General features: G+C 72.5%; 22 protein-coding genes and 1 riboswitch. Of the genes, 11 read left to right on the top strand and 11 right to left on the bottom strand.

Translation table 11 applies throughout. The features are described from left to right. Positions 1 to 233 precede the first annotated feature (233 nt). The 3 genes from AB0472_RS42280 to AB0472_RS42290 all read right to left on the bottom strand — a co-directional run bounded on the left by AB0472_RS42280 (position 234) and on the right by AB0472_RS42290 (position 2381). Entirely contained in the window at positions 234 to 620 is a 387-nt protein-coding gene (locus AB0472_RS42280; RefSeq protein ID WP_093504067.1) for a DUF3040 domain-containing protein, read from the bottom strand. Between the two features lie 278 nt (positions 621 to 898). Beyond that, positions 899 to 1669 carry a methyltransferase gene (locus tag AB0472_RS42285; protein WP_366364704.1) on the bottom strand — a complete coding sequence of 257 codons (771 nt, stop codon included), beginning with the start codon at positions 1667 to 1669 and terminating at the stop codon, positions 899 to 901. A 148-nt stretch (positions 1670 to 1817) separates the two neighbouring features. After that, positions 1818 to 2381, bottom strand: a complete 564-nt coding sequence (locus AB0472_RS42290) for an SAV_6107 family HEPN domain-containing protein (protein ID WP_366364705.1) — start codon at positions 2379 to 2381, stop codon at positions 1818 to 1820. Between the two features lie 184 nt (positions 2382 to 2565). Here AB0472_RS42290 and AB0472_RS42295 point away from each other — a divergent pair, with 184 nt between their 5' ends. From AB0472_RS42295 to AB0472_RS42315, 5 genes are all read left to right on the top strand, one after another. After that, positions 2566 to 3453 (top strand): ATP-binding cassette domain-containing protein, encoded by an 888-nt coding sequence (locus AB0472_RS42295; RefSeq protein ID WP_366364706.1) that lies wholly within the window; start codon positions 2566 to 2568, stop codon positions 3451 to 3453. After that, the gene (locus tag AB0472_RS42300; protein WP_366364707.1) at positions 3425 to 5509 is read left to right on the top strand and encodes a YhgE/Pip domain-containing protein; all 2085 of its coding nucleotides are present in this window, start codon (positions 3425 to 3427) and stop codon (positions 5507 to 5509) included. Before AB0472_RS42295 ends, AB0472_RS42300 begins: the two co-directional genes overlap by 29 nt. A gap of 62 nt (positions 5510 to 5571) precedes the next feature. Then, positions 5572 to 6198 (top strand): TetR/AcrR family transcriptional regulator, encoded by a 627-nt coding sequence (locus AB0472_RS42305; RefSeq protein ID WP_366364708.1) that lies wholly within the window; start codon positions 5572 to 5574, stop codon positions 6196 to 6198. A gap of 389 nt (positions 6199 to 6587) precedes the next feature. Continuing rightward, a complete protein-coding gene (locus AB0472_RS42310; protein WP_366364709.1) occupies positions 6588 to 7202 on the top strand; it encodes a DUF4126 domain-containing protein in 615 nt (204 codons plus the stop codon). Between the two features lie 47 nt (positions 7203 to 7249). Next, positions 7250 to 8758, top strand: a complete 1509-nt coding sequence (locus AB0472_RS42315; RefSeq protein ID WP_366364710.1) for an NAD(P)/FAD-dependent oxidoreductase — start codon at positions 7250 to 7252, stop codon at positions 8756 to 8758. A gap of 20 nt (positions 8759 to 8778) precedes the next feature. Here the strand turns inward: AB0472_RS42315 and AB0472_RS42320 are convergent, their stop codons facing one another. The 5 genes from AB0472_RS42320 to AB0472_RS42340 form a co-directional block, all read right to left on the bottom strand. Then, a complete protein-coding gene (locus tag AB0472_RS42320) occupies positions 8779 to 9786 on the bottom strand; it encodes a hypothetical protein (protein ID WP_366364711.1) in 1008 nt (335 codons plus the stop codon). A gap of 56 nt (positions 9787 to 9842) precedes the next feature. Then, the gene (gene metF / locus AB0472_RS42325; RefSeq protein ID WP_366364712.1) at positions 9843 to 10766 is read right to left on the bottom strand and encodes a methylenetetrahydrofolate reductase [NAD(P)H]; all 924 of its coding nucleotides are present in this window, start codon (positions 10764 to 10766) and stop codon (positions 9843 to 9845) included. 155 nt (positions 10767 to 10921) lie between these two features. Next, a complete protein-coding gene (gene thiE, locus AB0472_RS42330; protein WP_366364713.1) occupies positions 10922 to 11569 on the bottom strand; it encodes a thiamine phosphate synthase in 648 nt (215 codons plus the stop codon). Between the two features lie 33 nt (positions 11570 to 11602). Next, complete coding sequence (locus AB0472_RS42335; protein WP_093504045.1) at positions 11603 to 11968, bottom strand: Rv2175c family DNA-binding protein; 366 nt, start codon at positions 11966 to 11968, stop codon at positions 11603 to 11605. Positions 11969 to 12083: 115 nt separating this feature from the next. Continuing rightward, positions 12084 to 13322: an FAD-dependent oxidoreductase gene (locus tag AB0472_RS42340; protein WP_366364714.1), complete on the bottom strand. Its 1239-nt coding sequence runs from the start codon at positions 13320 to 13322 to the stop codon at positions 12084 to 12086. A gap of 141 nt (positions 13323 to 13463) precedes the next feature. After that, positions 13464 to 13575, top strand: a riboswitch (TPP riboswitch). Here AB0472_RS42340 and thiO point away from each other — a divergent pair. The 5 genes from thiO (at position 13573) to AB0472_RS42365 (ending at position 19040) form a co-directional block, all read left to right on the top strand. Next, entirely contained in the window at positions 13573 to 14742 is a 1170-nt protein-coding gene (thiO, locus tag AB0472_RS42345; RefSeq protein ID WP_366364715.1) for a glycine oxidase ThiO, read from the top strand. It overlaps the preceding riboswitch by 3 nt. Then, on the top strand, positions 14739 to 14951 hold the full coding sequence (thiS, locus tag AB0472_RS42350) for a sulfur carrier protein ThiS (protein WP_351490443.1): 213 nt from the start codon (positions 14739 to 14741) through the stop codon (positions 14949 to 14951). Before thiO ends, thiS begins: the two co-directional genes overlap by 4 nt. 5 nt (positions 14952 to 14956) lie before the next feature. Then, complete coding sequence (locus AB0472_RS42355) at positions 14957 to 15751, top strand: thiazole synthase (protein WP_366364716.1); 795 nt, start codon at positions 14957 to 14959, stop codon at positions 15749 to 15751. A 453-nt stretch (positions 15752 to 16204) separates the two neighbouring features. Continuing rightward, positions 16205 to 18127: a Stk1 family PASTA domain-containing Ser/Thr kinase gene (gene pknB, locus AB0472_RS42360; protein ID WP_366364717.1), complete on the top strand. Its 1923-nt coding sequence runs from the start codon at positions 16205 to 16207 to the stop codon at positions 18125 to 18127. 34 nt (positions 18128 to 18161) lie between these two features. Then, a complete protein-coding gene (locus AB0472_RS42365; RefSeq protein ID WP_366364718.1) occupies positions 18162 to 19040 on the top strand; it encodes a deoxyribonuclease IV in 879 nt (292 codons plus the stop codon). A gap of 20 nt (positions 19041 to 19060) precedes the next feature. Here the strand turns inward: AB0472_RS42365 and AB0472_RS42370 are convergent, their stop codons facing one another. After that, positions 19061 to 19693 (bottom strand): sulfite oxidase-like oxidoreductase, encoded by a 633-nt coding sequence (locus tag AB0472_RS42370; RefSeq protein ID WP_366364719.1) that lies wholly within the window; start codon positions 19691 to 19693, stop codon positions 19061 to 19063. A gap of 182 nt (positions 19694 to 19875) precedes the next feature. Here AB0472_RS42370 and bfr point away from each other — a divergent pair, with 182 nt between their 5' ends. Continuing rightward, a complete protein-coding gene (gene bfr, locus AB0472_RS42375) occupies positions 19876 to 20358 on the top strand; it encodes a bacterioferritin (RefSeq protein WP_366364720.1) in 483 nt (160 codons plus the stop codon). Here the strand turns inward: bfr and AB0472_RS42380 are convergent. Both AB0472_RS42380 and AB0472_RS42385 read right to left on the bottom strand, forming a co-directional pair. Beyond that, the gene (locus AB0472_RS42380; RefSeq protein WP_366364721.1) at positions 20355 to 20690 is read right to left on the bottom strand and encodes a (2Fe-2S)-binding protein; all 336 of its coding nucleotides are present in this window, start codon (positions 20688 to 20690) and stop codon (positions 20355 to 20357) included. The genes bfr and AB0472_RS42380 overlap by 4 nt on opposite strands. Positions 20691 to 20837: 147 nt before the next feature. Beyond that, complete coding sequence (locus tag AB0472_RS42385; protein ID WP_366364722.1) at positions 20838 to 22190, bottom strand: class II 3-deoxy-7-phosphoheptulonate synthase; 1353 nt, start codon at positions 22188 to 22190, stop codon at positions 20838 to 20840. Positions 22191 to 22262: the final 72 nt, after the last annotated feature.

Raw genomic sequence — 22262 nt, forward strand, 5'->3', positions numbered from 1 at the left:
GGAGCGACCCGCTCGGAGATCAAGGTGCGCCCCCTTCGAAACCCGGGTCCCGAGGCGCCCCGAAAGGGGCGCGGGGAACCGCGCGACCAGACCCCACGCACCCGCTGCGATGCACGGCCCGCCACAAGGCCCTCGGCTCCCGCCGACCGGACAACGCCTGAGGGGTGACCGTCCAGTGACGGTCACCCCTCAGTCATGCTCTGTTCAGCCTGTCGGCCCCACCGGCGGAGCCGTCAGCGGCCCTGCTCGTCGCGCCGCCGCTGCCAGCGCTCCTCGATGCGGTCCATCATCGACCGCTTCGGCCGGCCCTGGCGCCGCGCCTGCGGACCCGCGGGCTGCTCGCCGGGCTTCGGAGCCTTGCGCCAGCCGGTGACGGCGAGGACCGCGCAGCCCAGCATGACGAGGAAACCCACCACGCTGACCCAGACCTGCTGGACGACCATTCCGGCGATGAGGAGCGCGATACCCACGAGGAAGCCGGCCACCGCCTGGTAGACCCGTCGCCTGGTGTACGTCCGCAGGCCGCTTCCCTCAAGCGCTGTCGCGAACTTGGGGTCTTCGGCGTACAGCGCTCGCTCCATCTGCTCAAGCATTCGCTGCTCGTGCTCCGAGAGCGGCACGGCGTCCTCCTCATCGTGCAGTCGCCGGGGCGACCCGGGGGGTCCCTTCAGGATAGGCAGGGAATCGCCCCCGTGAAACCCGCCCCTCTAGGCCAATTGGCCAACCGGAACCCGCCATGGCAGTCCCGGCTCGCTGAGGCTTCCATTCCCCGGGAGCCGACCCGTCATGCCGGGCTGGTCTCCCTCGATCATACGGCGCAAACCCCTCGATCGGGGGGCCTGTGGCGTACTCCATCCGCTGTCGAGCCCCTGATCAGCGGGCGAGTCCCAGGAGGATCTCAGACCCCGGCGGCACCCGGTGTCTCGCCGAGTACGTGCAGCTGGGTGGCGACGGCGTGGAAGGCCGGGAGCTCGGCCGCGGCTGCCTCCAGCTTGAGCAGGGCCTCCAGGGCTCCCGGCTCGGTGTCCACGAGGACGCCGGGGACCAGGTCGGCGAAGACCCGTACGCCGTGCACGGCGGTGACGGCAAGGCCCGCTCCCTCGACCAGGCCGGTGAGCTGCTCGGCGGTGAAGCGGCGCGGCATCGGGTCGCCGCTGCCCCAGCGCCCGTCGGGGTCCTCCAGGGCCTGCTTGGCCTCCGTGAAGTGGCCGGCGAGGGCGCGCGCGACCACGGCTCCGCCGAGCCCGGCGGCGAGCAGGCTGAGGACGCCTTCGGAGCGCAGCGCGGCCACCGTGTTGCGCACGCCCTCGGCCGGGTCGTCGACGTGCTCCAGGACGCCGTGGCACAGGACCACGTCGTGGGCGCCGCGCTCGACCACGTCGAAGAGGCCGAGGACGTCGCCCTGGACGCCCTTGACCCGGTCGGCCACGCCGGCCTCGGCGGCCCTGCGCTCCAGCGCGAACAGTGCGTTCGGGCTGGGGTCGACGACGGTGACGCGGTGGCCGAGGCGGGCCAGGGGGACGGCGAAGTTGCCGCTGCCGCCGCCGGTGTCCAGGACGTCCAGTGCGTCCCGGCCGGTGGCCTTGACCCGGCGGTCGAGGGCGTCCTGAAGAACCTCCCAGACCACGGCGGTACGGAGAGAAGCGCGGGGTCGAGTGGGGTCCGGCACGGCAGTTGACTCCTCGGCGCGGCACCGCCTGTTGCCCGGCGGCGCGAACTCGGTGCCTGCCCGGGCCCGGAGTGCGGGAGGCGGGAAGGCTTCAGGCGCTGTCCACCCTATTGCCTCCGCCGCCCGTTGCCTCCGTCGCCTTGCCTGGTCATCCCGCGTCGGGCAGCTCTCTTGCCGGGTCGCCGGGCGGCCGCTCGCCGTCCTGCAGGCGCGGCCGCGGCAGCACCGGCTGCAGGACGAGCATCCGCTCGACGATACGGACGAACATCGCGACGTCCCGTATCAGGTCGTCGGCGTCCCGGCGGCCCGCCGCGCCCAGGATGCCGGCCTCGGCGCGGGCCCGGCGGGCGGCGCCGGAGGCGAACAGGGCGCTCCACTCGGTGAGCTCGGGCGCGACCTCGGGGAGCACCTCCCAGGCGCTGCGGATCCGGGCCCGGCGCCGGGGCGAGGTCTCGGGGCGGGCGCGGGCGGCGAGCACGGCGGCGGCCGTGCGCAAGGCGGCCAGGTGAGCGGTCGCATAGCGCTCGTTGGGGGTGTCGAGCAGTTCGGCCTCGTCGAGTGCGGCGCGGGCCTGGGTGAGCAGGTCGAGGGCGGCGGGCGGGGCCGTGGCCCGGCGGAGCACGGGGTGCACGTCGCTCGCCGGGCCGGTCAGTGAGGGGGCAGGGCCGGTGGTGCGGCGCCGGTGTGCGGCGGACGCTGACGAGTTGGCCATGACGAACCTCCTGTCGTCTGAGTGACGGCGCCCTCACACGGGGTGCCGTATGTGCCCATCGTGGGGTATGGCACTGACAATCCGTTCTGACCTGGGGTTTTGCTTCGCTCGCAGGTTCGGAGTAGTTTTTGCACTGACCAGTCAGTTCAAAAACCAGCTTCCGAAGAGAGAGGCGGGGGAACCTGTGCACGGCGTACCTGTCACGGCCGAGCGCCTCGGGCTCGAGGGCCCGCGGGGCTGGGCGTTCCGGGACATCTCCCTGGACGCCGGGCCCGGCGCGCTGATCGCGGTGGAGGGGCCGTCCGGCTCCGGCCGCACCTGTCTGCTGCTCGCGCTCACCGGCCGGATGAAGGCGACCGAGGGCATCGCTACCGTCGGCGCGGCCCGGCTGCCCAGGCAGCTCGCGGCGGTACGGCGGATCAGCGCGGTGGCCAACGTGGCCGGGGTCACCGACCTCGAACCCGCCCTGACCGCCGGCGAGCACCTGCGCGAACGGGCCCTGCTGCAGCGCCGGTTCGGCGACTCCCTGCGCGATCTGGTGCGGCCGCGCGCGGAACGCCGGGCGGGGGCGCAGCAGCGGATCGACGACGCCCTGGCCGCCGCCGGACTCGATCTGGAGTCGCTGCCCAAGGGCGCCCGGACGGCCGTGCGGGATCTGGAGCGGATCGAGGCGCTGCGGCTGTCGGTGGCGCTGGCACTGGTCGGCAAGCCGCGGCTGCTGGCCGTGGACGACGCGGACCTGAAGCTGTCGGAGTCCGAACGGGCCGAGGTGCGGACACTTTTGGCGTCGATCGCCGAGGCCGGGACGACGGTGGTGGCGGTGTGCGGAGAGGCGATGCCGGGGGCCGTCGTCGTCCACACCGGAGGCACCGGAAGCACCGGAACCACCGGAGGCACCACCGCAACCGGGCCGACCGAGACGGCGCAGACGCCGAAGGCGCCGGAGACGCCGGAGACGGCGGAAACGGCGGAAACGGCGGAAACGGCGGAGACGGCGAAGGCGGCCGAGACAGCGAAGGCATCGGAAGACGAGGAGGCCGGCGATGCGCTCGCCGCGACTGGCCGCGCTTGAGCTCAGGCGCTTCGGACGGGGCAGGCTGCCGCGCGCGGCCCTGGTGGCCCTGCTGGTGCTGCCGCTGCTGTACGGCGCGCTGTACCTGTGGTCGTTCTGGGACCCGTACGGCCGCCTCGACCGCGTTCCCGTGGCGCTCGTCAACGACGACAGGGGCGCGACCGCGGGCGGGCAGCGGGTCACGGCGGGCGACGACATCGCGGCCGGGCTCAGGGACAGCAAGAGCTTCGACTGGCACCAGGTGAGTGCCGCCGAGGCCCGCCGGGGCGTCGAGAACGGCACCTACTACCTGTCGCTGACCGTGCCCGCCGACTTCAGCGCGCGCATCGCCTCCAGCGCGGGCGACTCCCCGCAGACCGGCGCCCTCCAGGTGCGCACGAACGACGCGAACAACTACATCGTCGGGCAGATCTCCCGCACGGTCTTCAACGAGGTGCGCTCGGCCGCCTCCACCAAGGCGTCCCGGTCCTTTCTGGACCGGATCTTCGTCTCGTTCGCCGACATCCACGGGCAGACCGTGAAGGCCGCCGAGGGCGCCGACACCCTCGCCGGCGGCATCGGGAAGGCCGAGAAAGGATCGAAGGACCTCGCGGACGGCCTGGCGGACGCCAGGACCGGCAGCGGGAAGCTCGCCAAGGGGATCAGGAAGCTGGACGCGGGCGCGGGCACCCTGGCGGACGGCTCCCGTCAGGTCGCCGACGGCACCCAGGCCCTGGCCGACCGGGTCGACGGTGTCTACGGCAGGGTCGGCCCGTACCTGGCGCAGAACGAGAAGACCATCGGTGACACCGCCCGGCTGGTCGCCGACTCGGCGCAGACCGTCCGCGACAACCTGGGCGTCCTGGTGAAGACGGCACCGGCGGCCGCGAGGACCGCGCACGCGGCCGCGGACACCCTGGACGGGGTCTACGCGGCGCGCTGCTCGGCGGACCTGCTGACCGACCCGGTCTGCCCCGACCTGAAGAAGGCCAGGGACGCGGCCGACGACGTGGCCGCCGTCGCCGACGACCTGAACACGCTGATCGCCGACCAGAACGGCGACCTGAAGACGCTCGACAAGAACCTCGGCACGCTCCAGACCCAGGCACGGGCCCTCGCCGACCGCGCCCCGCACCTCTCCGAGGACGTGGCCGACGCCGTCGAGAAGATCGACAAGCTGAACGACGGCGCGGCCCGGGTCGCCTCGGGCGCCGCCGAGCTGCACACCGGGCTCGGCACGGCCGTCACCGGCGCCACCGGCCTCGACAGTGGCCTCGGCAGGCTCGAGTCCGGCGCCTACGACCTCAACGGCGGGATGTACCGGCTCGCCGACGGGTCCAACACGCTCGCCGGCGGCCTGCACGACGGCGCGGCGAAGATCCCCGACTACGACAAGCAGGACCGGGACGAGCGCACCGGGGTGATGTCCGACCCGGTCCAGCTCGCCTCGCGCGACCTGCACAAGGCGCCCAACTACGGCACCGGGTTCGCCCCGTACTTCATCCCGCTCTCCCTGTGGGTCGGCGCGATGGTGGCGTACATGCTGATCCAGCCGCTCAACCGGCGTGCCCTGGCGGCGGGTTCCGCGGCCTGGCGGATCGCGCTGGCCGGCTGGCTGCCGGTGGTCGCGATCGGGGTGCTGCAGACGGCCGCGCTGATGGCCGTACTGCACTGGGCGATCGGCCTGGAGATGGTCCGCGCGGCCGGGACGGTCGGGTTCCTGTTCCTGGTGGCCGCCTGCTTCGCGGCGATCGTGCAGTGGCTGAACGCGCGCTTCGGGGCGGCGGGGCGGATCCTGGTCCTCGCCCTGCTGATGCTCCAGCTGACGTCGGCGGGCGGCACGTATCCGGTGCAGACCAGCCCGGGCTTCTTCAACGCGATCCACCCGTTCCTGCCGATGAGCTACGTCGTGTCGGCGCTGCGGCGGCTGATCACGGGCGGCGGTCTCGGACCGGTTTGGCAGGCCTGTGCCGTCCTGGTGGCGTTCACGGCGGGTGCCCTGGCGCTCACCGCGCTCTCGGCCCGGCGCCGCCAGGTGTGGACGCTGGACCGGCTGCATCCCGAGCTGAGTCTGTGAGGACCTCCATGACCTCGTCTTCCGTGCCCGCGGGGGCCACTGTTCCTGTGAGAATCGGGACCATGGAAAGCAGCAGCACCACGGGCGGCAGCACACGCCGTGAAGCCACCCGGCAGAAGCTCTACGAGGCCGCCGTCACGCTCATCGCCGAGCAGGGCTTCTCGGCCACCACGGTGGACGAGATCGCCGAACGGGCAGGCGTCGCGAAGGGCACGGTCTACTACAACTTCGCGAGCAAGTCGGTCCTCTTCGAGGAACTGCTGCGGCACGGCGTGGGCCTGCTCGCCGCCTCCCTGAAGGAGGCCGCCGAGCAGACCGCGCGGGAGGGCGGCAGCCGCGTCGACGCCCTGGACGCGATGGTCCGCGCGGGCCTGGTCTTCATCGACCGCTACCCGGCCTTCACACAGCTGTACGTGGCGGAGCTGTGGCGCACCAACCGGGCCTGGCAGTCGACGCTGATGGTGGTCCGGCAGCAGGCCGTGGCGGTCGTCGAGGGGGTGCTGCGCGAGGGCGTGGCGAACGGCGAGTTCAGCGACGAGATCGACGTCCAGCTGACGGCGGCCGCACTGGTCGGGATGGTGCTGGTGGCCGCGCTGGACTGGAAGTCCTTCCAGCCGGAGCGCTCCCTGGACGACGTCCACGCGGCGCTGTCGCGGCTGCTCCAGGGGCGGGTGAGCGGCAAGGGCTGAGCGGCCTCGCGCAACCGCCACGCGCGCGTGGGCGTGCGAAGGCGCCGGTCCGCCGGCGGCCGCGTCCCCCGCGGGCCGCCGGCGGACCGGCGCCTTCCGTGCACCCCCGTGCTCCCCCGGTTTCCCGCTGTTCCCCCGGGTCCCCTCTCCCCCGTGTCTCGCTTCCGCCGAGCGAATCGGCGGAAGGAGCGGTCGAGGGCGAAGGTGCCGTTCCGCCGCCCCGTGTCGGCGGTACCGGGCCCCGCGCCCTTCTCCGTGCCTCCACTCTCCCGTTCACGCAGGTCGCGGCCCATCCGTGCGCGTACTCAACTCGTTCCCTGGGTACCCGTACTCAGATCTGCGCACCGAGGCCCACGACGCGCGGCCGCCGACTGGTTACGATCGCGTCCGTGTCGGTACTCCCCTTGGTCTTCACCACCGGCTGGGCCAGCGGAATCAACGCCTACGCGGTGGTGCTGCTGCTCGGTCTCTTCGGCGCGACGGGCCTGAGCGACGACGTACCCCAGACGCTGCAGCGCCCCGAGGTGCTGATCGTCGCGGGCGTGCTGTTCCTGTGCGAGGCCGTCGCCGACAAGATCCCGTACGTCGACTCGGTGTGGGACTCCGTGCACACGGTGATCCGGCCGGTGGCGGGCGCCTGGGTCGGCGCGCTGCTCGCCGGGCACAGCGGCTCGGTCAACGACGTGGTGGCCGGGCTGGTCGGCGGTTCCACGGCCCTGGCCAGCCACACCGTGAAGGCCGGGACCCGGATGGCGGTCAACACCTCGCCGGAGCCCTTCAGCAACATCGTGCTGAGCTTCGCCGAGGATCTCGGGGTCGCCGGGATCGTGTCGTTCGCGATGTTCCACCCGCTGGCCGCGGCGATCATCGCGGCGGTGCTCCTGGCGACCGGCCTCGTCGTGGTGGTGTTCCTGATCTCCCGGATCCGGCGCTTCTGGCGCCGCCGGGCCCAGCGCCGGGAGGAACGGCGGCTCGCGGCGCAGACGGGACGGCCACCCGGCTGACGGCCCGCCCATCCAGGCTGTCGGTGGCGGTCGATAAAGTCGCGGGCATGGGACGGATTGCGGTGATCGGCGCCGGGATGGGCGCCATGGCGGCGGCCGCCCGGCTGGCCGTCGCGGGCCACCGGGTGGCGGTGTACGAGCGCACGGAGACGTACGGCGGCGGGGTGCGGCGGTTCGAGCGCGACGGTTTCGCCTTCGACACCGGCCCGGGGCTGCTGCCGCTGCCCGCCGTCTACCGCGACCTGTTCGTCAAGACCGGCAAGGAGCCGCTGGAGGACTGCGTCGAGCTGGTCCAGGTGGACCCGACGGCGCGGCACGTCTTCGCGGACGGTACGGAGGTGTCCCTGCCGAACGCGTCCCGCGCGGGCGTCGTCACCGCCCTGGACGAGGCCCTCGGCGGGGGTGCCGGGCAGCGCTGGGGCGACTTCCTGGTGCGCGCCCGGGAGGCCTGGGACCGCACCCGGCGCCCGCTCCTGGAGGAGCCGCTGTGGCCGAACTGGCAGATGCTGGCCGAGCGCGAGCCTTACCCGTCGGTCCCGCACAAGAGGCTGCTGCGCACCCGCCGGGCGACCACGCTCCACGAGATCGGCGCCTGGGAGCTCGCAGACCCCCGGTTGAGTGAGCTGCTGGACGGTTACGCGCTCGCACACGGTATCGATCCCGGGATCGCCCCGGCGAGCGCGGCCGTGCTGCCGTACCTGGAGCACGCCTTCGGCACCTGGTACGTGCGGGGCGGCATACGGGAGTTGGCCCGCGCCGTGTACGAGCGGTGTGAGAAGCGGCGGGTCGAGTTCGTCTTCGGCGCCGAGGTCGTCCGGGTCCTGGAGAAGGACGGCCGGGCGGCCGGGGTGGAGTTGGCCGACGGCACGGTGGCAGAGGCCGACTTCGTCGTCGGTACGGGGCCGTGGCGGCTCGGCGGCCTGGTCGCGGACAGGGAGCTGTACGGCGCCCAGGACGTACGCCCGGAGCCCGAGGACCGCTACCTGGGCCGGGTGGTCGTGTGTCTGGCGCTGCGCGGTGCGCGCGAGCCGGCCGCCGTGCACCGCACGGTGGTGCACGGCCCCGACGCCGAGGGTGATCTGGACATGTTGGGGCACGGGGAGCTGCCCGACCGGCCGACGGTCGTCGTGGACCGGCCGGACGACCCGGCCCTGCGTCCCGACGCAGGGCACGAGTCCGTGGTGGTGACGGCCACGGTGCCGTCGGCGGGCCGGTACGACTGGGCCGCTCCCGGGGCCGCGGACGCCTTCGCGGACCGCATGGTGGCCGCCGCGGAACGTGCCGTGCCGGGGCTGCGCGAGCGGTTGCTGTGGCGCGAGGTCCGTACGCCCGTGGACACCGAGCGGGAGACCGGCGCTCTGGGCGGTACGGTTCCGCCGCCTGCGCTGGCCGCGGCGGAGGGCGTGCTGCATCCGTCCAACACCACGGCGGTACCGGGTCTGTTCACCGCCGGAGGCTGGTCGCACCCCGGTGGCGGCCTCGCGCACGCGGGGATGTCGGGGGCGCTGGTGGCCGGGCTGATCGTGGAGGGGCCGGAGTTCCGCGGCTCGCAGTGAGCCGGGGCCGCGGGACGGCTTCAGAAACGGTACTGCTCGTCGTACCCGTTGCCCTGGTGGCCCTGCTGCCGTCCCTGCTCGTCGCCCTGGTAGGGGTACTGCTGCTCCTGCGGGAGCTCACCGCCGTAGGTCTCGTCGGCGCGCTGCTGCGGGACCCAGACACCGCCCGCCGGGGTCTCGCCGTACCCGCCGGTGCCGTACTGGCCCTGTGCGTAGCCCTGTTGGTCGTACTGCTGGGTGCCGTACGACGACTGGTCGTACCCGGCGCCGCCGTAGGTCTGGTTGCCGCCGTACGGGTCGGAGTAGTTGGCGTACTGCTGCTGGCCGCCGCTCGTGTCGTACCCGTACTGCTGCTGGCCGTAGCCGGAGTAGTCGTAGGCGTAGTTCTGGTCGGTGCCCTGGGCGGCGTACGCCTGGTCCTGGCCGGCGGCCGCGTAGGCGGCCTGCTGGTCGCCCGCCGCGGCGTAGCCGGCGGCGTCGCGGTAGACGCCGTAGGAGCCGGTGTCCTCGGGCATCGGCTGCGGCTCGTACACCGCGGTGGTCTCGGCCGCGCCGGGCTCCATGGTGCGGGCCGCCGGGGTGAAGACGTCGTCGCGGTCGTACTCGTCGCCACCGTAGGACTGGCCGCCGCCCGTCGCGGCGTAGCCGCCCTGCTGCTCGGCGTAGGAGGATCCGGCCGCGTCCGGGCCGGTGGCCTCCGCCCCCGGGTCCTCGTCCTCGTCGGGCTCGCCGCGGCGGCGCTTGGTCGGGCCGTGGCCGTCACCGTCCGCACCGGGGCGCTTGACCGCCCAGCCGGCCTCGAAGCCGCGGCGGAAGGACAGCGTGACGTAGGTCTGGCCGACCGCGAAGGCGATCGCGCCCACGCCGATCACGACGACCGACGGGATCAGGACACCGAGGACGACGCCGAGGAAGCCGCCGAAGGCGAGCAACCGCCAGCGCAGGCGCGCCTTGTACTGCAGCAGCACCTCGCCCAGCAGCCACAGCGCGACGATGCCGAACGCTACGTAGAGGACCGTCCAGCCCATGTACGCCCCTCTCCCTGTAACCGCTACGCAGTGTGTCGTACTCCGGTGCGGCCGGTCTAGGCCTGCGGAGGATGGTGCAGGCCCAGGTTCTCGTAGATTTCCAGCGTCGCCGTGGAGTTGTTGAGCGTGATGAAGTGCAGTCCCGGCACTCCCTCGGCCAGCAGCCGTGCGCAGAACTCCGTGGCGTGTTCGATGCCAATGGAGCGTACCGCCGCCGGATCGTCTTTCGCTGTGAGGATCCGCTCTTTCAGGACGTCCGGGAAGGCCGCGTTGCTGAGTTTGGGTAGCCGTTCCAGCATCTTCACACTGGTGACGGGCAGGATTTCCGGAATCACCGGGGTCTCGCAGCCGGCCGCGACGACCCGGTCGCGAAGGCGAAGGTAGGACTCGGGGTGGAAGAACATCTGCGTGATGGCGTAGTCGGCGCCCGCGCGGCACTTGTCGACGAAGTGCCGGACGTCGGTGTCCCAGTCGCTGGAGCGCGGGTGCATCTCCGGGAAGGCGGCGACGCCCACGCAGAAGTCGCCGGACTCCTTGATGAGACGGACCAGTTCGGCCGCGTAGGTCAGGCCCCGCGGGTGCGCCACCCATTCACCCATCGGGTCGCCGGGCGGGTCGCCGCGCACGGCGAGCATGTTGCGGATCCCGGCGTCCGCGTACTGGCCGATGATGTTGCGCAGCTCGGCGAGCGAGTGGTCGACCGCGGTGAGGTGGGCGACCGGGGTGAGCGTGGTGTCCGCGACGATCTGCTGGGTCTCCCGGACGGTGCCCGCGCGGGTGGATCCGCCGGCACCGTAGGTCACGGAGACGAAGTCGGGGGCGACCGCCTCGACCCGCCGGAGCGCGCTCCACAGGTTCCGCTCACCCTTGGGAGTCTTCGGCGCCGAGAACTCGAACGAGTACGTGGTCTTGCCGCCGGCGAGCATGTCACGCACGGTACGTGCGCGGTCAGTCCTGGTGGATGCGGTTCCGAGGGCCATACCCGCAGGTTAGTCAGGGGCGGCCGGTCACCCAACCGCACTCGGGACATTTGCCCGAATTGTCAACCTCTTGTGGAGCCTGTGTCCGGATACTGGACAAGTTTCCGGACAGCCGGGCCCCGCCACCCGCACCCGCACCCGCACCCGCACCGCGGCTAGAGCGATCGCAGCCGCTTCGCGAACTCGGCCGCCGCCGCGCCCGGGTCGTCGGCCGCGGTGAGCGCGCGGACCACGACCACCCGGCGGGCGCCCGCGTCCAGCACCTGGTCGAGGTTGCCGAGGTCGATGCCGCCGATGGCGAACCAGGGTCGGTCCGTGCCCAGCGCCGCGGTGTACCGCACCAGGTCGAGGCCGGGCGCGTGACGGCCGGGCTTGGTCGGGGTGGGCCAGCAGGGGCCGGTGCAGAAGTAGTCCACGCCGTCCTGCACGGCGGCCGCGGCCGCCTCGGACTCGGCGTGTGTGGAGCGGCCGATCAGGACGTCCGGGCCGAGGATCGCGCGGGCGGCCGGGACCGGCAGGTCGCCCTGGCCGAGGTGGAGCACGTCGGCGCCGGCCGCGTGGGCCACGTCCGCGCGGTCGTTGACCGCGAGCAGCTTGCCGTGCCGGGCACAGGCGTCGGCGAACACCGCGAGGTGCTCCAGCTCCTCGGCGGCCTCCATGCCCTTGTCGCGCAGCTGCACGATGTCGACACCGCCCGCCAGGACCGCGTCCAGGAACGGGGCGAGGTCGCCCTGCTCCCTGCGCGCGTCCGTGCACAGGTAGAGCCGGGCGTCGGCCAGCCGGGCGCGGGCGGTGTCGGTCATCGGTGGTCCCCCGTTGTGTCGGTACTGGCTGCCTCAGACGGCGAGCGCCTGGGCGCGGCGCTTCACCTCCGTGCCGCGATTCTCGCTGAGGGCCTGCGCGGGGGTGCCGGGCAGGGTCGCGTCGGGAGTGAAGAGCCACTCCAGCATCTCTTCGTCCGTGAAGCCGTCGTCCCGCAGGAGCGTCAGGGTCCCGGTCAGGCCCTTGACGACCTTGTCGCCGTCGATGAAGGCGGCGGGGACGTGCAGTGCCCTGTTCTCACCGCGGCGGACGGCGATGAGCTGGCCCTCCTTGACCAGCTGCCGCACGCGCGTCACCTCGACGTCCATCATCTCTGCGATGTCGGGGAGGGTGAGCCAGGCGGGGACGAGAGCATCGATCTTCGTGTCAATCTCGGTCACGGGACCAGGGTAGGCGGTCCGCTGGTTCGGGCGCGATGGGTGGGTGTCCCAGGTGCGGCGCCGTTGGGGCTGATCGCGCGGTTCCTCCCCCAGCCTTCGGCCGGGGAACCCGCCCCTAACGGGGCGCTGCGGTCGCGTTCTTCAGGGGGCGGGCCGGGTCGGCGAGGGCCTCGGGGTCCATCCGGGTGCTCGCCTCGATCAGGCGGCGGCCCTGGGCCAGGTCGCGTGGGCGGCCTACCGCCAGGAGGGCAACCAGGCGGGTCTCGCGGAGCCAGCAGACGCTCCAGGACGGGCCGGCCGGATCGCCGCGCCAGATCAGGTGGTCGGCGGCGGCGTGGTGACCGGCGTACTGGACGAAGCGGCCGAACTGTTCCGACCAGAAGTACGGGACCGGGTCGTAGACGGCGTCGGTCTCGCCGAGGATGTTGGCGGCGACCGTGCGCGGGCCCTGGAGGGCGTTGTCCCAGTGGTGGATCAGCAGGCGCTCGCCGTAGCGGCCGGACGGGAAGGACGCGCAGTCGCCGACCGCGTAGACGTCCGGGACGGTGGTGCGCAGGCGGTCGTCGGCGAGCACCTCGCGGTGCGTGCCCAGCCCGATGTCCGACCCGGTCAGCCAGGCGGTGGCCGGGCGGGCGCCGACGCCGACCACGACGGCGCCGGCGGGCAGCCGCGAGCCGTCGTCGAGCACCACCGCGCCGGGCTCGACACCCGCCACGCGCGCGTGCGTGCGCAGCTCGGTGCCGCTGTCGGCGTACCAGGCGGCCATCGGCGCGGCGACCTCGGCGGGGAGTGCTCCGGCGAGCGGCCGGTCGGCCGCCTCGACCACGGTGACCGCACAGCCGGCCTCGCGGGCCGCGGTGGCGAACTCGGCGCCGATCCAGCCCGCGCCGACGACCACGATATCGTGCTGCCGGGCGAGCACCGGCCGCAGCCGCTCGGCGTCGTCCAGGGTGCGCAGCAGATGGACGCCGGGCACGCCCTCGGTGCCCGGCAACGTGATCGGCTCGGCACCGGTGGCGAGGACCAGGACGTCGTACGGCACCGGTCCCGACTCGGTGTCCAGCTCGTGGTCGGCGGTGCGCACGCCCAGCGCCTCGCGGCCCAGCGCCAGCTCGATGGAGAGCGCCTCGAAGTCCACCTCGAAGGCGGAGCCCTCCGACGTGCCGAGCAGGACGGCCTTGGAGAGCGGCGGCCGGTCGTACGGCTGGTGCGGCTCGGCGCCGATCAGTGTGACGGTCCCGGCGAACCCCTGCTCGCGCAGGGCGACGGCGGTCTGCACCCCGGCCATCCCCGCGCCCACGACGACCACGCGCCGCGTCTGTGACGTGCTCCGTCGCTCCGTCTGCTCGCTCACGTGATCACCATAGACAAGAACGATAGACACCTGACAAAGAGTCAGTCATGGGTCGTGTCGGGTGACCTGTTCCACAGCACCGCCCGCGACGCCGTCCGGGGCCGTCTTACGGGGGCGCAGCCCCGCGGGCTAGGGTGGCGGTGAAGCACACGCGGGAGCCCGGACGCACCGGGCTGAGAGGGAGGCTGGCGGCCTCCGACCGTACGAACCTGATCCGGGTCATGCCGGCGAAGGGAGGGGCTGGACGCCCATGTCCTCACGTACGTCCGACGTCCTCGTCATCGGGGGCGGAATCATCGGCCTGGTCACGGCCTGGCGGGCGGCTCGGCGCGGGCTCGCCGTCGCCGTGGCCGACCCCGAACCCGGCGGCGGGGCGGCGCAGGTCGCGGCCGGGATGCTGGCCGCGGTCACCGAGCTGCACTACGGCGAGCAGACCCTGCTGGGGCTCAACCTGGCCTCCGCCCGCCGTTACCCCGACTTCGCCGCCGAGCTGACCGAGTTCACCGGCCACGACCTCGGCTACCGGCGCTGCGGCACCCTCGCGGTCGCGCTGGACGCCGACGACCGCGCCCACCTGCGCGAGCTGCACACCCTCCAGCAGCAGTCGGGCCTGGAGTCCGAGTGGCTGTCCGGGCGGGAGTGCCGGCGCCTGGAGCCGATGCTCGCGCCGGGCGTGCGCGGCGGGCTGCGGGTGGACGGCGACCACCAGATCGACCCGCGCCGGCTGGCGGCGGCGCTGGTGGCCGCGTGCGAGCGGTCCGGGGTGGTGTTCCACCGCGACTGGGCCGAGCGCCTGGAGGTGGTGCGGGAGCGGGCCGCGGGGGTCCGCACCCGCGCGGGCGACGCCCTGGGCGCCGGGCAGGTGGTGCTCGCGGGCGGCAGCCTGAGCGGGCGGCTGGCGGGCGTGCCCGACGACGTGCTGCCGCCGGTACGGCCGGTGAAGGGGCAGGTGCTGCGGCTCACCGTGCCCGCGCGGTACGCGCCGTTCCTCAGCCGGACCGTACGGGCCGTGGTGCGCGGCGGCAACGTCTACCTGGTGCCCCGGGAGAACGGCGAACTGGTCGTCGGCGCCACCAGCGAGGAGCTGGGCTGGGACACGACGGTCACCGCGGGCGGGGTGTACGAGCTGCTGCGCGACGCGCACGAACTGGTGCCCGGGATCACCGAGCTGCCCCTGACCGAGACCCGGGCCGGACTGCGCCCCGGCTCCCCCGACAACGCGCCGCTGCTCGGGCCGACCCGCCTCGACGGACTGCTGCTGGCCACCGGGCACTTCCGCAACGGGGTGCTGCTCACACCGGTCACCGGAGACGTCATGGCGGAGCTGCTGACCGGCGGCGAGCTGCCGGCGGAGGCCCGTCCGTTCACGCCGCGGCGATTCGACCCCGTCCCCCGTGTCCTCGTGGAGCAGACCGCATGAACCTCTCCGTCACCATCTCCGTCAACGGGGAGCGCCGGGAGATCGCCCCGGGCACCGCTCTCGACTCGCTCGTACGGTCCCTCACCGCCGCGCCCTCCGGAGTGGCCGCGGCCGTCAACGAGACCGTCGTACCGCGCGGGCAGTGGGCGACGACCGGACTCGCCGACGGCGACCGGGTGGAAGTCCTGACCGCCGTGCAGGGAGGCTGAGCACCATGGCCGACGATCCGTTCGTCCTCGGGGGTACGGCGTTCTCCTCCCGGCTGGTCATGGGGACCGGGGGTGCGCCCAGCCTGGAGGTGCTGGAGCGGGCGCTGGTCGCGTCCGGGACCGAGCTGACCACGGTCGCGATGCGGCGGGTGGACCCGGGGGTACGGGGCTCCGTGCTGTCGGTGCTCGACCGGCTCGGGATCCGGGTGCTGCCCAACACGGCCGGGTGCTACACCGCGGGCGAGGCGGTGCTGACGGCCCGGCTGGCGCGGGAGGCGCTGGGGACCGATCTGATCAAGCTGGAGGTCATCGCCGACGAGCGGACCTTGCTCCCCGACCCGATCGAGCTCCTCGACGCGGCGGAGACGCTGGTGGACGACGGGTTCACGGTGCTGCCGTACACGAACGACGATCCGGTGCTGGCCCGGAAGCTGGAGGACGTGGGGTGCGCCGCGGTGATGCCGCTCGGGTCGCCGATCGGGTCGGGGCTCGGGATCCGCAACCCGCACAACTTCCAGCTGATCGTCGAGCACGCGCGCGTGCCGGTGATCCTGGACGCGGGGGCCGGTACGGCGTCGGACGTGGCGCTGGCGATGGAGCTGGGGTGCGCCGGGGTGATGCTGGCGTCGGCGGTGACGCGGGCGCAGGATCCCGAGCGGATGGCTCACGCCATGCGGGCCGGGGTGGAGGCGGGGCGGCTGGCCCGGCTGGCGGGGCGGATTCCCCGCCGCTACCTCGCGGAGGCGTCCTCTCCTGCGGAGGGCCTGGCCGTGCTGGACCCCGAGCGCCCCGCGTTCTGAGGCCCTCTCCACTCCCGCCTCCTCTCCCACCCACGCACCACCCGAAACCGTCCGCCGAGAAGCGGGACTCTCCCGTGGGTGCCGCCCGCCGTCGGCGGCTGCGGGTGGGTGGGAGGCCTGCCCGGGGGGCGGGTGACGTCGGCGGCTATGGGGGGAGTGCCTGCTCGCTGCCGGGGGGTGGTGGCGGCTGCGGGTGGGTGGGCGGCCTGCTCGGCGGGTGGGTGGGAGGCCCGCCGGGGGGCGGGTGACGTCGGCGGCTATGGGGAGAGTGCCTGCTCGTGCCGGGGGGTGGTGGTGGCTGGGGGTGGGTGGGAGGTGTGTTCGGGTGGTGGTGGCTGGGGGTGGGTGGGTGCATATTCCAGCCAGGTGCAAAGCGTCACAGGTGCGCTGCAAGTCCCCCGGGAAAGCGGTCTCACCTGTGGGAGTGTCAGGAGGTACTCGTACACTCGCTGGGTGGATATGACCCTTCAGGACCCTCTCGTCGGGCAGGTGCTCGACGGCCGGTATCGCGTCGACGCGCGGATCGCCGTCGGCGGGATGGCCACGGTCTACCGGGCCCTGGACATCCGGCTGGACCGCGTGCTCGCGCTGAAGGTGATGCACCCGGCGCTCGCCGCCGACGGGGCCTTCGTCGAGCGGTTCATCCGGGAGGCGAAGTCGGTCGCCCGACTGGCCCACCCGAACGTGGTGCAGGTCTACGACCAGGGGGCCGACCGCTCGTACGTGTATCTGGCCATGGAGTACATCGCCGGCTGCACCCTGCGTGACGTGCTGCGCGAGCGCGGCGCGCTGCAGCCGCGGGCCGCGCTGGACATCCTGGAGCCGGTGCTGGCCGCACTGGGCGCCGCGCACCGGGCCGGGTTCGTGCACCGGGACATGAAGCCCGAGAACGTCCTGATAGGGGACGACGGCCGGGTCAAGGTCGCGGACTTCGGGCTGGTGCGGTCCGTGGACTCCGTCACCAGTACGACCGGGGCCGTGCTCGGCACCGTGTCGTACCTCGCGCCCGAGCAGGTCGAGAGCGGGGCCGCCGATCCACGCGTCGACGTGTACGCGTGCGGTGTCGTGCTGTACGAGATGCTCACCGGGGAGAAGCCGCACGACTCGGACTCGCCGGCGGTCATCCTCTACAAGCACCTGCACGAGGACGTGCCGCCGCCGTCCCGCGTGGTGCCGGGGCTCGCCTACCAGCTGGACGAACTGGTCGCCCACGGAACCGCCCGCGATCCCGCGGTCCGGCCGCACGACGCCGTCGCGCTGCTCGCCCTGGTGCGCCGGACGCGGGCCGCGCTCCGCGCCGAGCAGCTGGACGCCGTGCCGCCGCAGGCGCTGGCGGACGCGCACGACATCGCCGAGGACCGGACCAGTGTCATACCCCGGTCGCTGACGGTGCCCCGGCCGCTGCCCGTCAACGAGGAGGACGAGGGGGTGCTGCGGACCAGCAGGTTCGAGGCACCGCCGGTCCCGGAGCGGCGGCGCGGGGGCCGCCGGTCCCGGCGCGGGCTGCTGACGCTGGTCGTCGCCGTGCTGATCGTCCTCGGTGCCGGCGCCGGCGTCTGGTACATCAACTCGGGGCAGTTCACCAAGGTCCCGCCACTCCTGTCGAAGACGGAGGCGGAGGCCACCACGCGGCTCAAGGAGGCCGGCCTCGACGTCGGGTCGGTCGAGCACGCCTACAGCGACACGGTGAAGCGGGGCACGGTGATCAGCACCGACCCGGCGGCCGGCAAGCGCATCCGCAGCAACGACTCGGTGGAGCTCACCATCTCGGACGGCCCCGAGACGGTGAAGGTGCCGGACGTACAGGGACGCACGCTGGCCAGGGCCAAGCTGCTGCTGACCGCCGACGGGCTCGAACCGGGCATGGTGACGCGGGAGTTCAGCGAGGACGTGCCCAAGGGTTCGGTCATCTCGTCCGACCCGGGGGCCGGGACCGGGCGGCACGCGGGGACCGCGATCGCGCTCGTCGTCAGCAAGGGCGCCCCCGTCGACGTGCCGGACGTCACCGGCGACGACCTGGACGACGCCCGGCAGGAGCTCCAGGAGGCCGGGCTGAAGGTGACGGTGTCCGCCACCGAGGTCAACTCCGAGTACGACCAGGGGCAGGTCGCCCGGCAGACCCCGGCGGGCGACGCGCAGGCCGCCGAGGGGGACACGGTGACACTGACGCTGTCCAAGGGCCCGGAGCTGGTCGAGGTACCGAACGTGGTCGGGGCCACCGTGGACGACGCGACCAAGCTGCTGGAGCAGTCCGGCTTCCAGGTCAAGGAGGACCGCGGGCTGCTCGGGCTGTTCGGCGACAAGGTGCGGAAGCAGTCGGTGGACGCCGGGGAACAGGCGCCCAAGGGGTCGACGATCACGATCACCATCCGGTGACGGGGGCCGGGCCGCGGCGTGACACCCTGGACGGGTGAAGAGCGAGCAGCCGGGTCCTTCCCGCAACCCCGTCGGCGGCCACGTTCCGGTGGCCGGCGGTCTGCACTCCGTGGGACTGGCGTACGCCCGAGACCTGCGGGCCGAGACCGTGCAGGTCTTCGTCGCCAACCCGCGCGGCTGGGCCACCCCGGCGGGCAGCCCGAAGCAGGACGAGGCGTTCCGCGCGGCCTGCGCGCAGGAGTCGATCCCGGCCTACGTGCACGCCCCGTATCTGATCAACTTCGGCTCGCACACCGAGGCGACCGTGGAGAGGTCGGTGGAGTCGCTGCGGCACTCGCTGCGGCGCGGCCGGGAGATCGGGGCACTCGGGGTGGTCGTGCACACCGGGAGCGCGACCGGTGGCCGGGCCCGGGACGTGGCCCTGAAGCAGGTACGGACGCGTCTGCTGCCGCTGCTCGACGAGCTGACCCACGACGACGACCCGTTCCTGCTCCTGGAGTCCACCGCCGGGCAGGGCGCCTCGCTCTGCTCGCGGACCTGGGACTTCGGCCCGTACTTCGAGGCGCTGGACGCCCATCCGAAGCTCGGCGTCTGCCTGGACACCTGCCACATCTTCGCCGCCGGGCACGACCTGACCGGGCCGGACGGGATGCACCGGACGCTGGACCTGCTGGTGTCGACCGTCGGCGAGGGGCGGCTGAAGCTGATCCACGCCAACGACTCGAAGGACGTGGTGGGCGCGCACAAGGACCGGCACGAGAACATCGGCGCCGGTCACATCGGCGAGGACGCGTTCCGCGCGCTGATGACCCACCCGGCGACCGCGGGCGTACCGCTGGTGATCGAGACGCCCGGCGGCAAGGAGGGGCACGCGGCCGACGTCGAGCGCCTCAAGCGGCTCCGGGAGGGCTGAGCCGGCCCGGCGCCGGCGGCTCAGAGTTCCGGGCCGTCCCCCGGCTCCTCCTGGTAGGAGTAGCGCTGTTCCTTCCAGGGGTCGCCGATGTTGTGGTAGCCGCGCTCCTCCCAGAAACCGCGGCGGTCGGCGGTCATGTACTCGACGCCGCGGACCCACTTGGGGCCCTTCCAGGCGTACAGGTGCGGGACGACCAGGCGGACCGGGAAACCGTGTTCGGCGGTGAGCAGTTCACCGTCCTTGTGGGTGGCGAAGAGGGCGCCCTCGGCGGCGAAGTCCGCGAGCCGCAGGTTGGAACTGAAGCCGTACTCCGCCCAGACCATCACATGGGTGACCTCGGGAGCGGGCGGCGCGAGCTCCAGGACGGTCCGCGCCGGGATCCCGCCCCACTCGGCGCCGAGCATGCTGAATTTCGTCACGCAGTGCAGGTCGGCGACCACGGTGGCGTACGGCAGGGCCGTGAACTGCTCGTGGTTCCAGACGTGTGCGCCCCCGTCGGCGGTGGCGCCGAAGATCCGGAACTCCCAGCGCTCGGGCCGGAACCTGGGGACCGGGCCGTAGTGCGTGACGGGCCAGCCGCGCTGGAGTCGCTGTCCCGGCGGAAGCCCGGCTCCCGCGGTTTCCCGAGACGCGCGCTCCACCCGATGACCCATGCCCTCCATCCTGACAGACCACGGGCGGTGCACCTGACCAGGCGGATCCTCCGGAGATCGACAAATCGGTCAAATGGTGCCAAGCATTCACTTACTTACTAAGTACGCACTTACTGGACGATCTTCCACGCCGGTGCAATCATGCGCCGCAAGCACCCCAGTCCGTGGAAGGAGCCTCTGCGATGCAGGGCGACCCCGAGGTCATCGAATTCCTCAACGAGCAGCTCACCGGTGAGCTCACCGCGATCAACCAGTACTTCCTGCACGCGAAGATGCAGGAGAACTTCGGCTGGTACAAGCTCGCGAAGTACACCCGGCACGAGTCGTTCGACGAGATGAAGCACGCGGAGGTGCTCACCGACCGGATCCTGTTCCTGGAGGGGCTGCCCAACTACCAGCGGCTGTTCCACGTCCGCGTCGGGCAGACCGTCAAGGAGATGTTCGAGGCCGACCGGCAGATCGAGGTGGAGGCGATCGACCGCCTCAAGCGCGGGATCAAGGTGATGCGCGACAAGGGCGACATCACGTCCGCGAACATCTTCGAGGACATCCTGGAGGACGAGGAGCACCACATCGACTACCTCGACACCCAGCTGGAGCTGGTGGAGAAGCTCGGCGAGGCGCTCTACATCGCACAGATCATCGAGCAGCCCGAGACCAGCTAGGCGCTCTGCGGGAAGGGCCGAGGCGGAACGGCGGCCGTCCGCGGGTCCGTCGCGGCCGAGCGCGCCCCCGCGGCGGAGCCGCTGATGGACACGGCCCCGCGCCCTTCGGGGCGCTCACCGGCCAGCGCCGTCAGAACAGGCCTGCCCTCATCGGCCGGCTCGCGGCGCGGGCAGGCGCCGCGGCCGAGGATCGCCTGGATGCGACGGACGCACGAACCGCAGTCCGTGCCCGCCTTGCAGGCGGACGCTACCTGGCGGGGGGTGCAGGCGCCGTCCTCCGCGTGCTTCTTGACCTGGGCCTCGGTCACTCCGAAGCAACTGCAGACGTACACGCGGATTCACCTCCCGCCGGGATCGATCAATGGTGCCGTCCCGATGGATCGGTGAGGCAAACCTAACCTTACCCATCATTCGGCGGGCACAAAAGTGGGGTGGGGCGCGGATCGCGTGTGATCCGCGCCCCACCCCCATGGGGCCGCCTACTGGTCGCGGTACATCTCCGCGACGAGGAACGCCAGGTCCAGGGACTGGCTGCGGTTCAGCCGCGGGTCGCAGGCCGTCTCGTAGCGCTGGTGCAGGTCGGCGACGAAGATCTCGTCGCCGCCGCCCACGCACTCGGTGACGTCGTCACCGGTGAGCTCGACGTGGATGCCGCCGGGGTGGGTGCCGAGGGTCTTGTGGACCTCGAAGAAGCCCTTGACCTCGTCGAGCACGTCGTCGAAGCGCCGGGTCTTGTGGCCCGAGGCCGCCTCGAAGGTGTTGCCGTGCATCGGGTCGGTCACCCAGGCCACGGTGGCGCCCGAGGCGGTGACCTTCTCGACCAGCTCGGGGAGCTTGTCGCGGACCTTGTCGGCGCCCATGCGGACGACGAAGGTCAGCCGGCCCGGCTCGCGGTCCGGGTCGAGACGGTCGATGTACCTCAGCGCCTCCTCGGCCGTGGTGGTCGGGCCGAGCTTGAGACCGATCGGGTTGCGGATCTTCGAGGCGAACTCGATGTGCGCCCCGTCCATCTGCCGGGTGCGCTCACCGATCCACACCATGTGCGCGGAGACGTCGTACAGCCTGCCGGTGCGCGAGTCGACCCTGGTCAGGGCGGACTCGTAGTCCATCAGCAGCGCCTCGTGCGAGGAGAAGAACTCGACCGTCTTGAACTCCTCGGGCTCCGCGCCGCAGGCCCGCATGAAGTTCAGTGCGTTGTCGATCTCGCGGGCGAGCTGCTCGTAGCGCTGGCCGGACGGGGAGGACTTCACGAAGTCCTGGTTCCAGGCGTGCACCTGGCGCAGGTCCGCGTAGCCGCCGGTGGTGAAGGCACGCACCAGGTTCAGCGTCGAGGCGGAGGCGTTGTACATCCGCTTCAGCCGCTCGGGGTCCGGGATCCGCGAGGCCTCGTCGAAGTCGAAGCCGTTGACGGAGTCGCCGCGGTAGGTCGGCAGCGTCACGCCGTCACGGGTCTCGGTGGGCTTGGAGCGCGGCTTGCTGTACTGGCCGGCGATCCGTCCCACCTTCACCACGGGCACCGACGCGGCGTACGTCAGTACGGCACCCATCTGGAGGAGGGTCTTGAGCTTGTTGCGGATGTGGTCGGCGGACACCGCGTCGAAGGCCTCGGCGCAGTCGCCGCCCTGGAGGAGGAACGCCTCGCCCTTGGCGACGGCCGCCATCCGGGCGCGCAGCTGGTCGCACTCGCCCGCGAAGACAAGGGGCGGATACGACTCCAGCTCCGCAACGACCTTGCGCACAGCCTCGGGGTCGGGGTACTCGGGCTGCTGCGCCGCGGGCAGGTTTCGCCAGGTGTTGCCAGCACCGAGGCTGGTCTTAGCGTTCACGGTCACCTCATAAACACTACGGGGTCGTGTCGCCATATTTTCCTCCGGCTCGACTGGTGAGACGCCGCGATTGTCCTG

Source organism: Streptomyces sp. NPDC086777, from assembly GCF_040702065.1.
GTDB lineage: Bacteria > Actinomycetota > Actinomycetes > Streptomycetales > Streptomycetaceae > Streptomyces.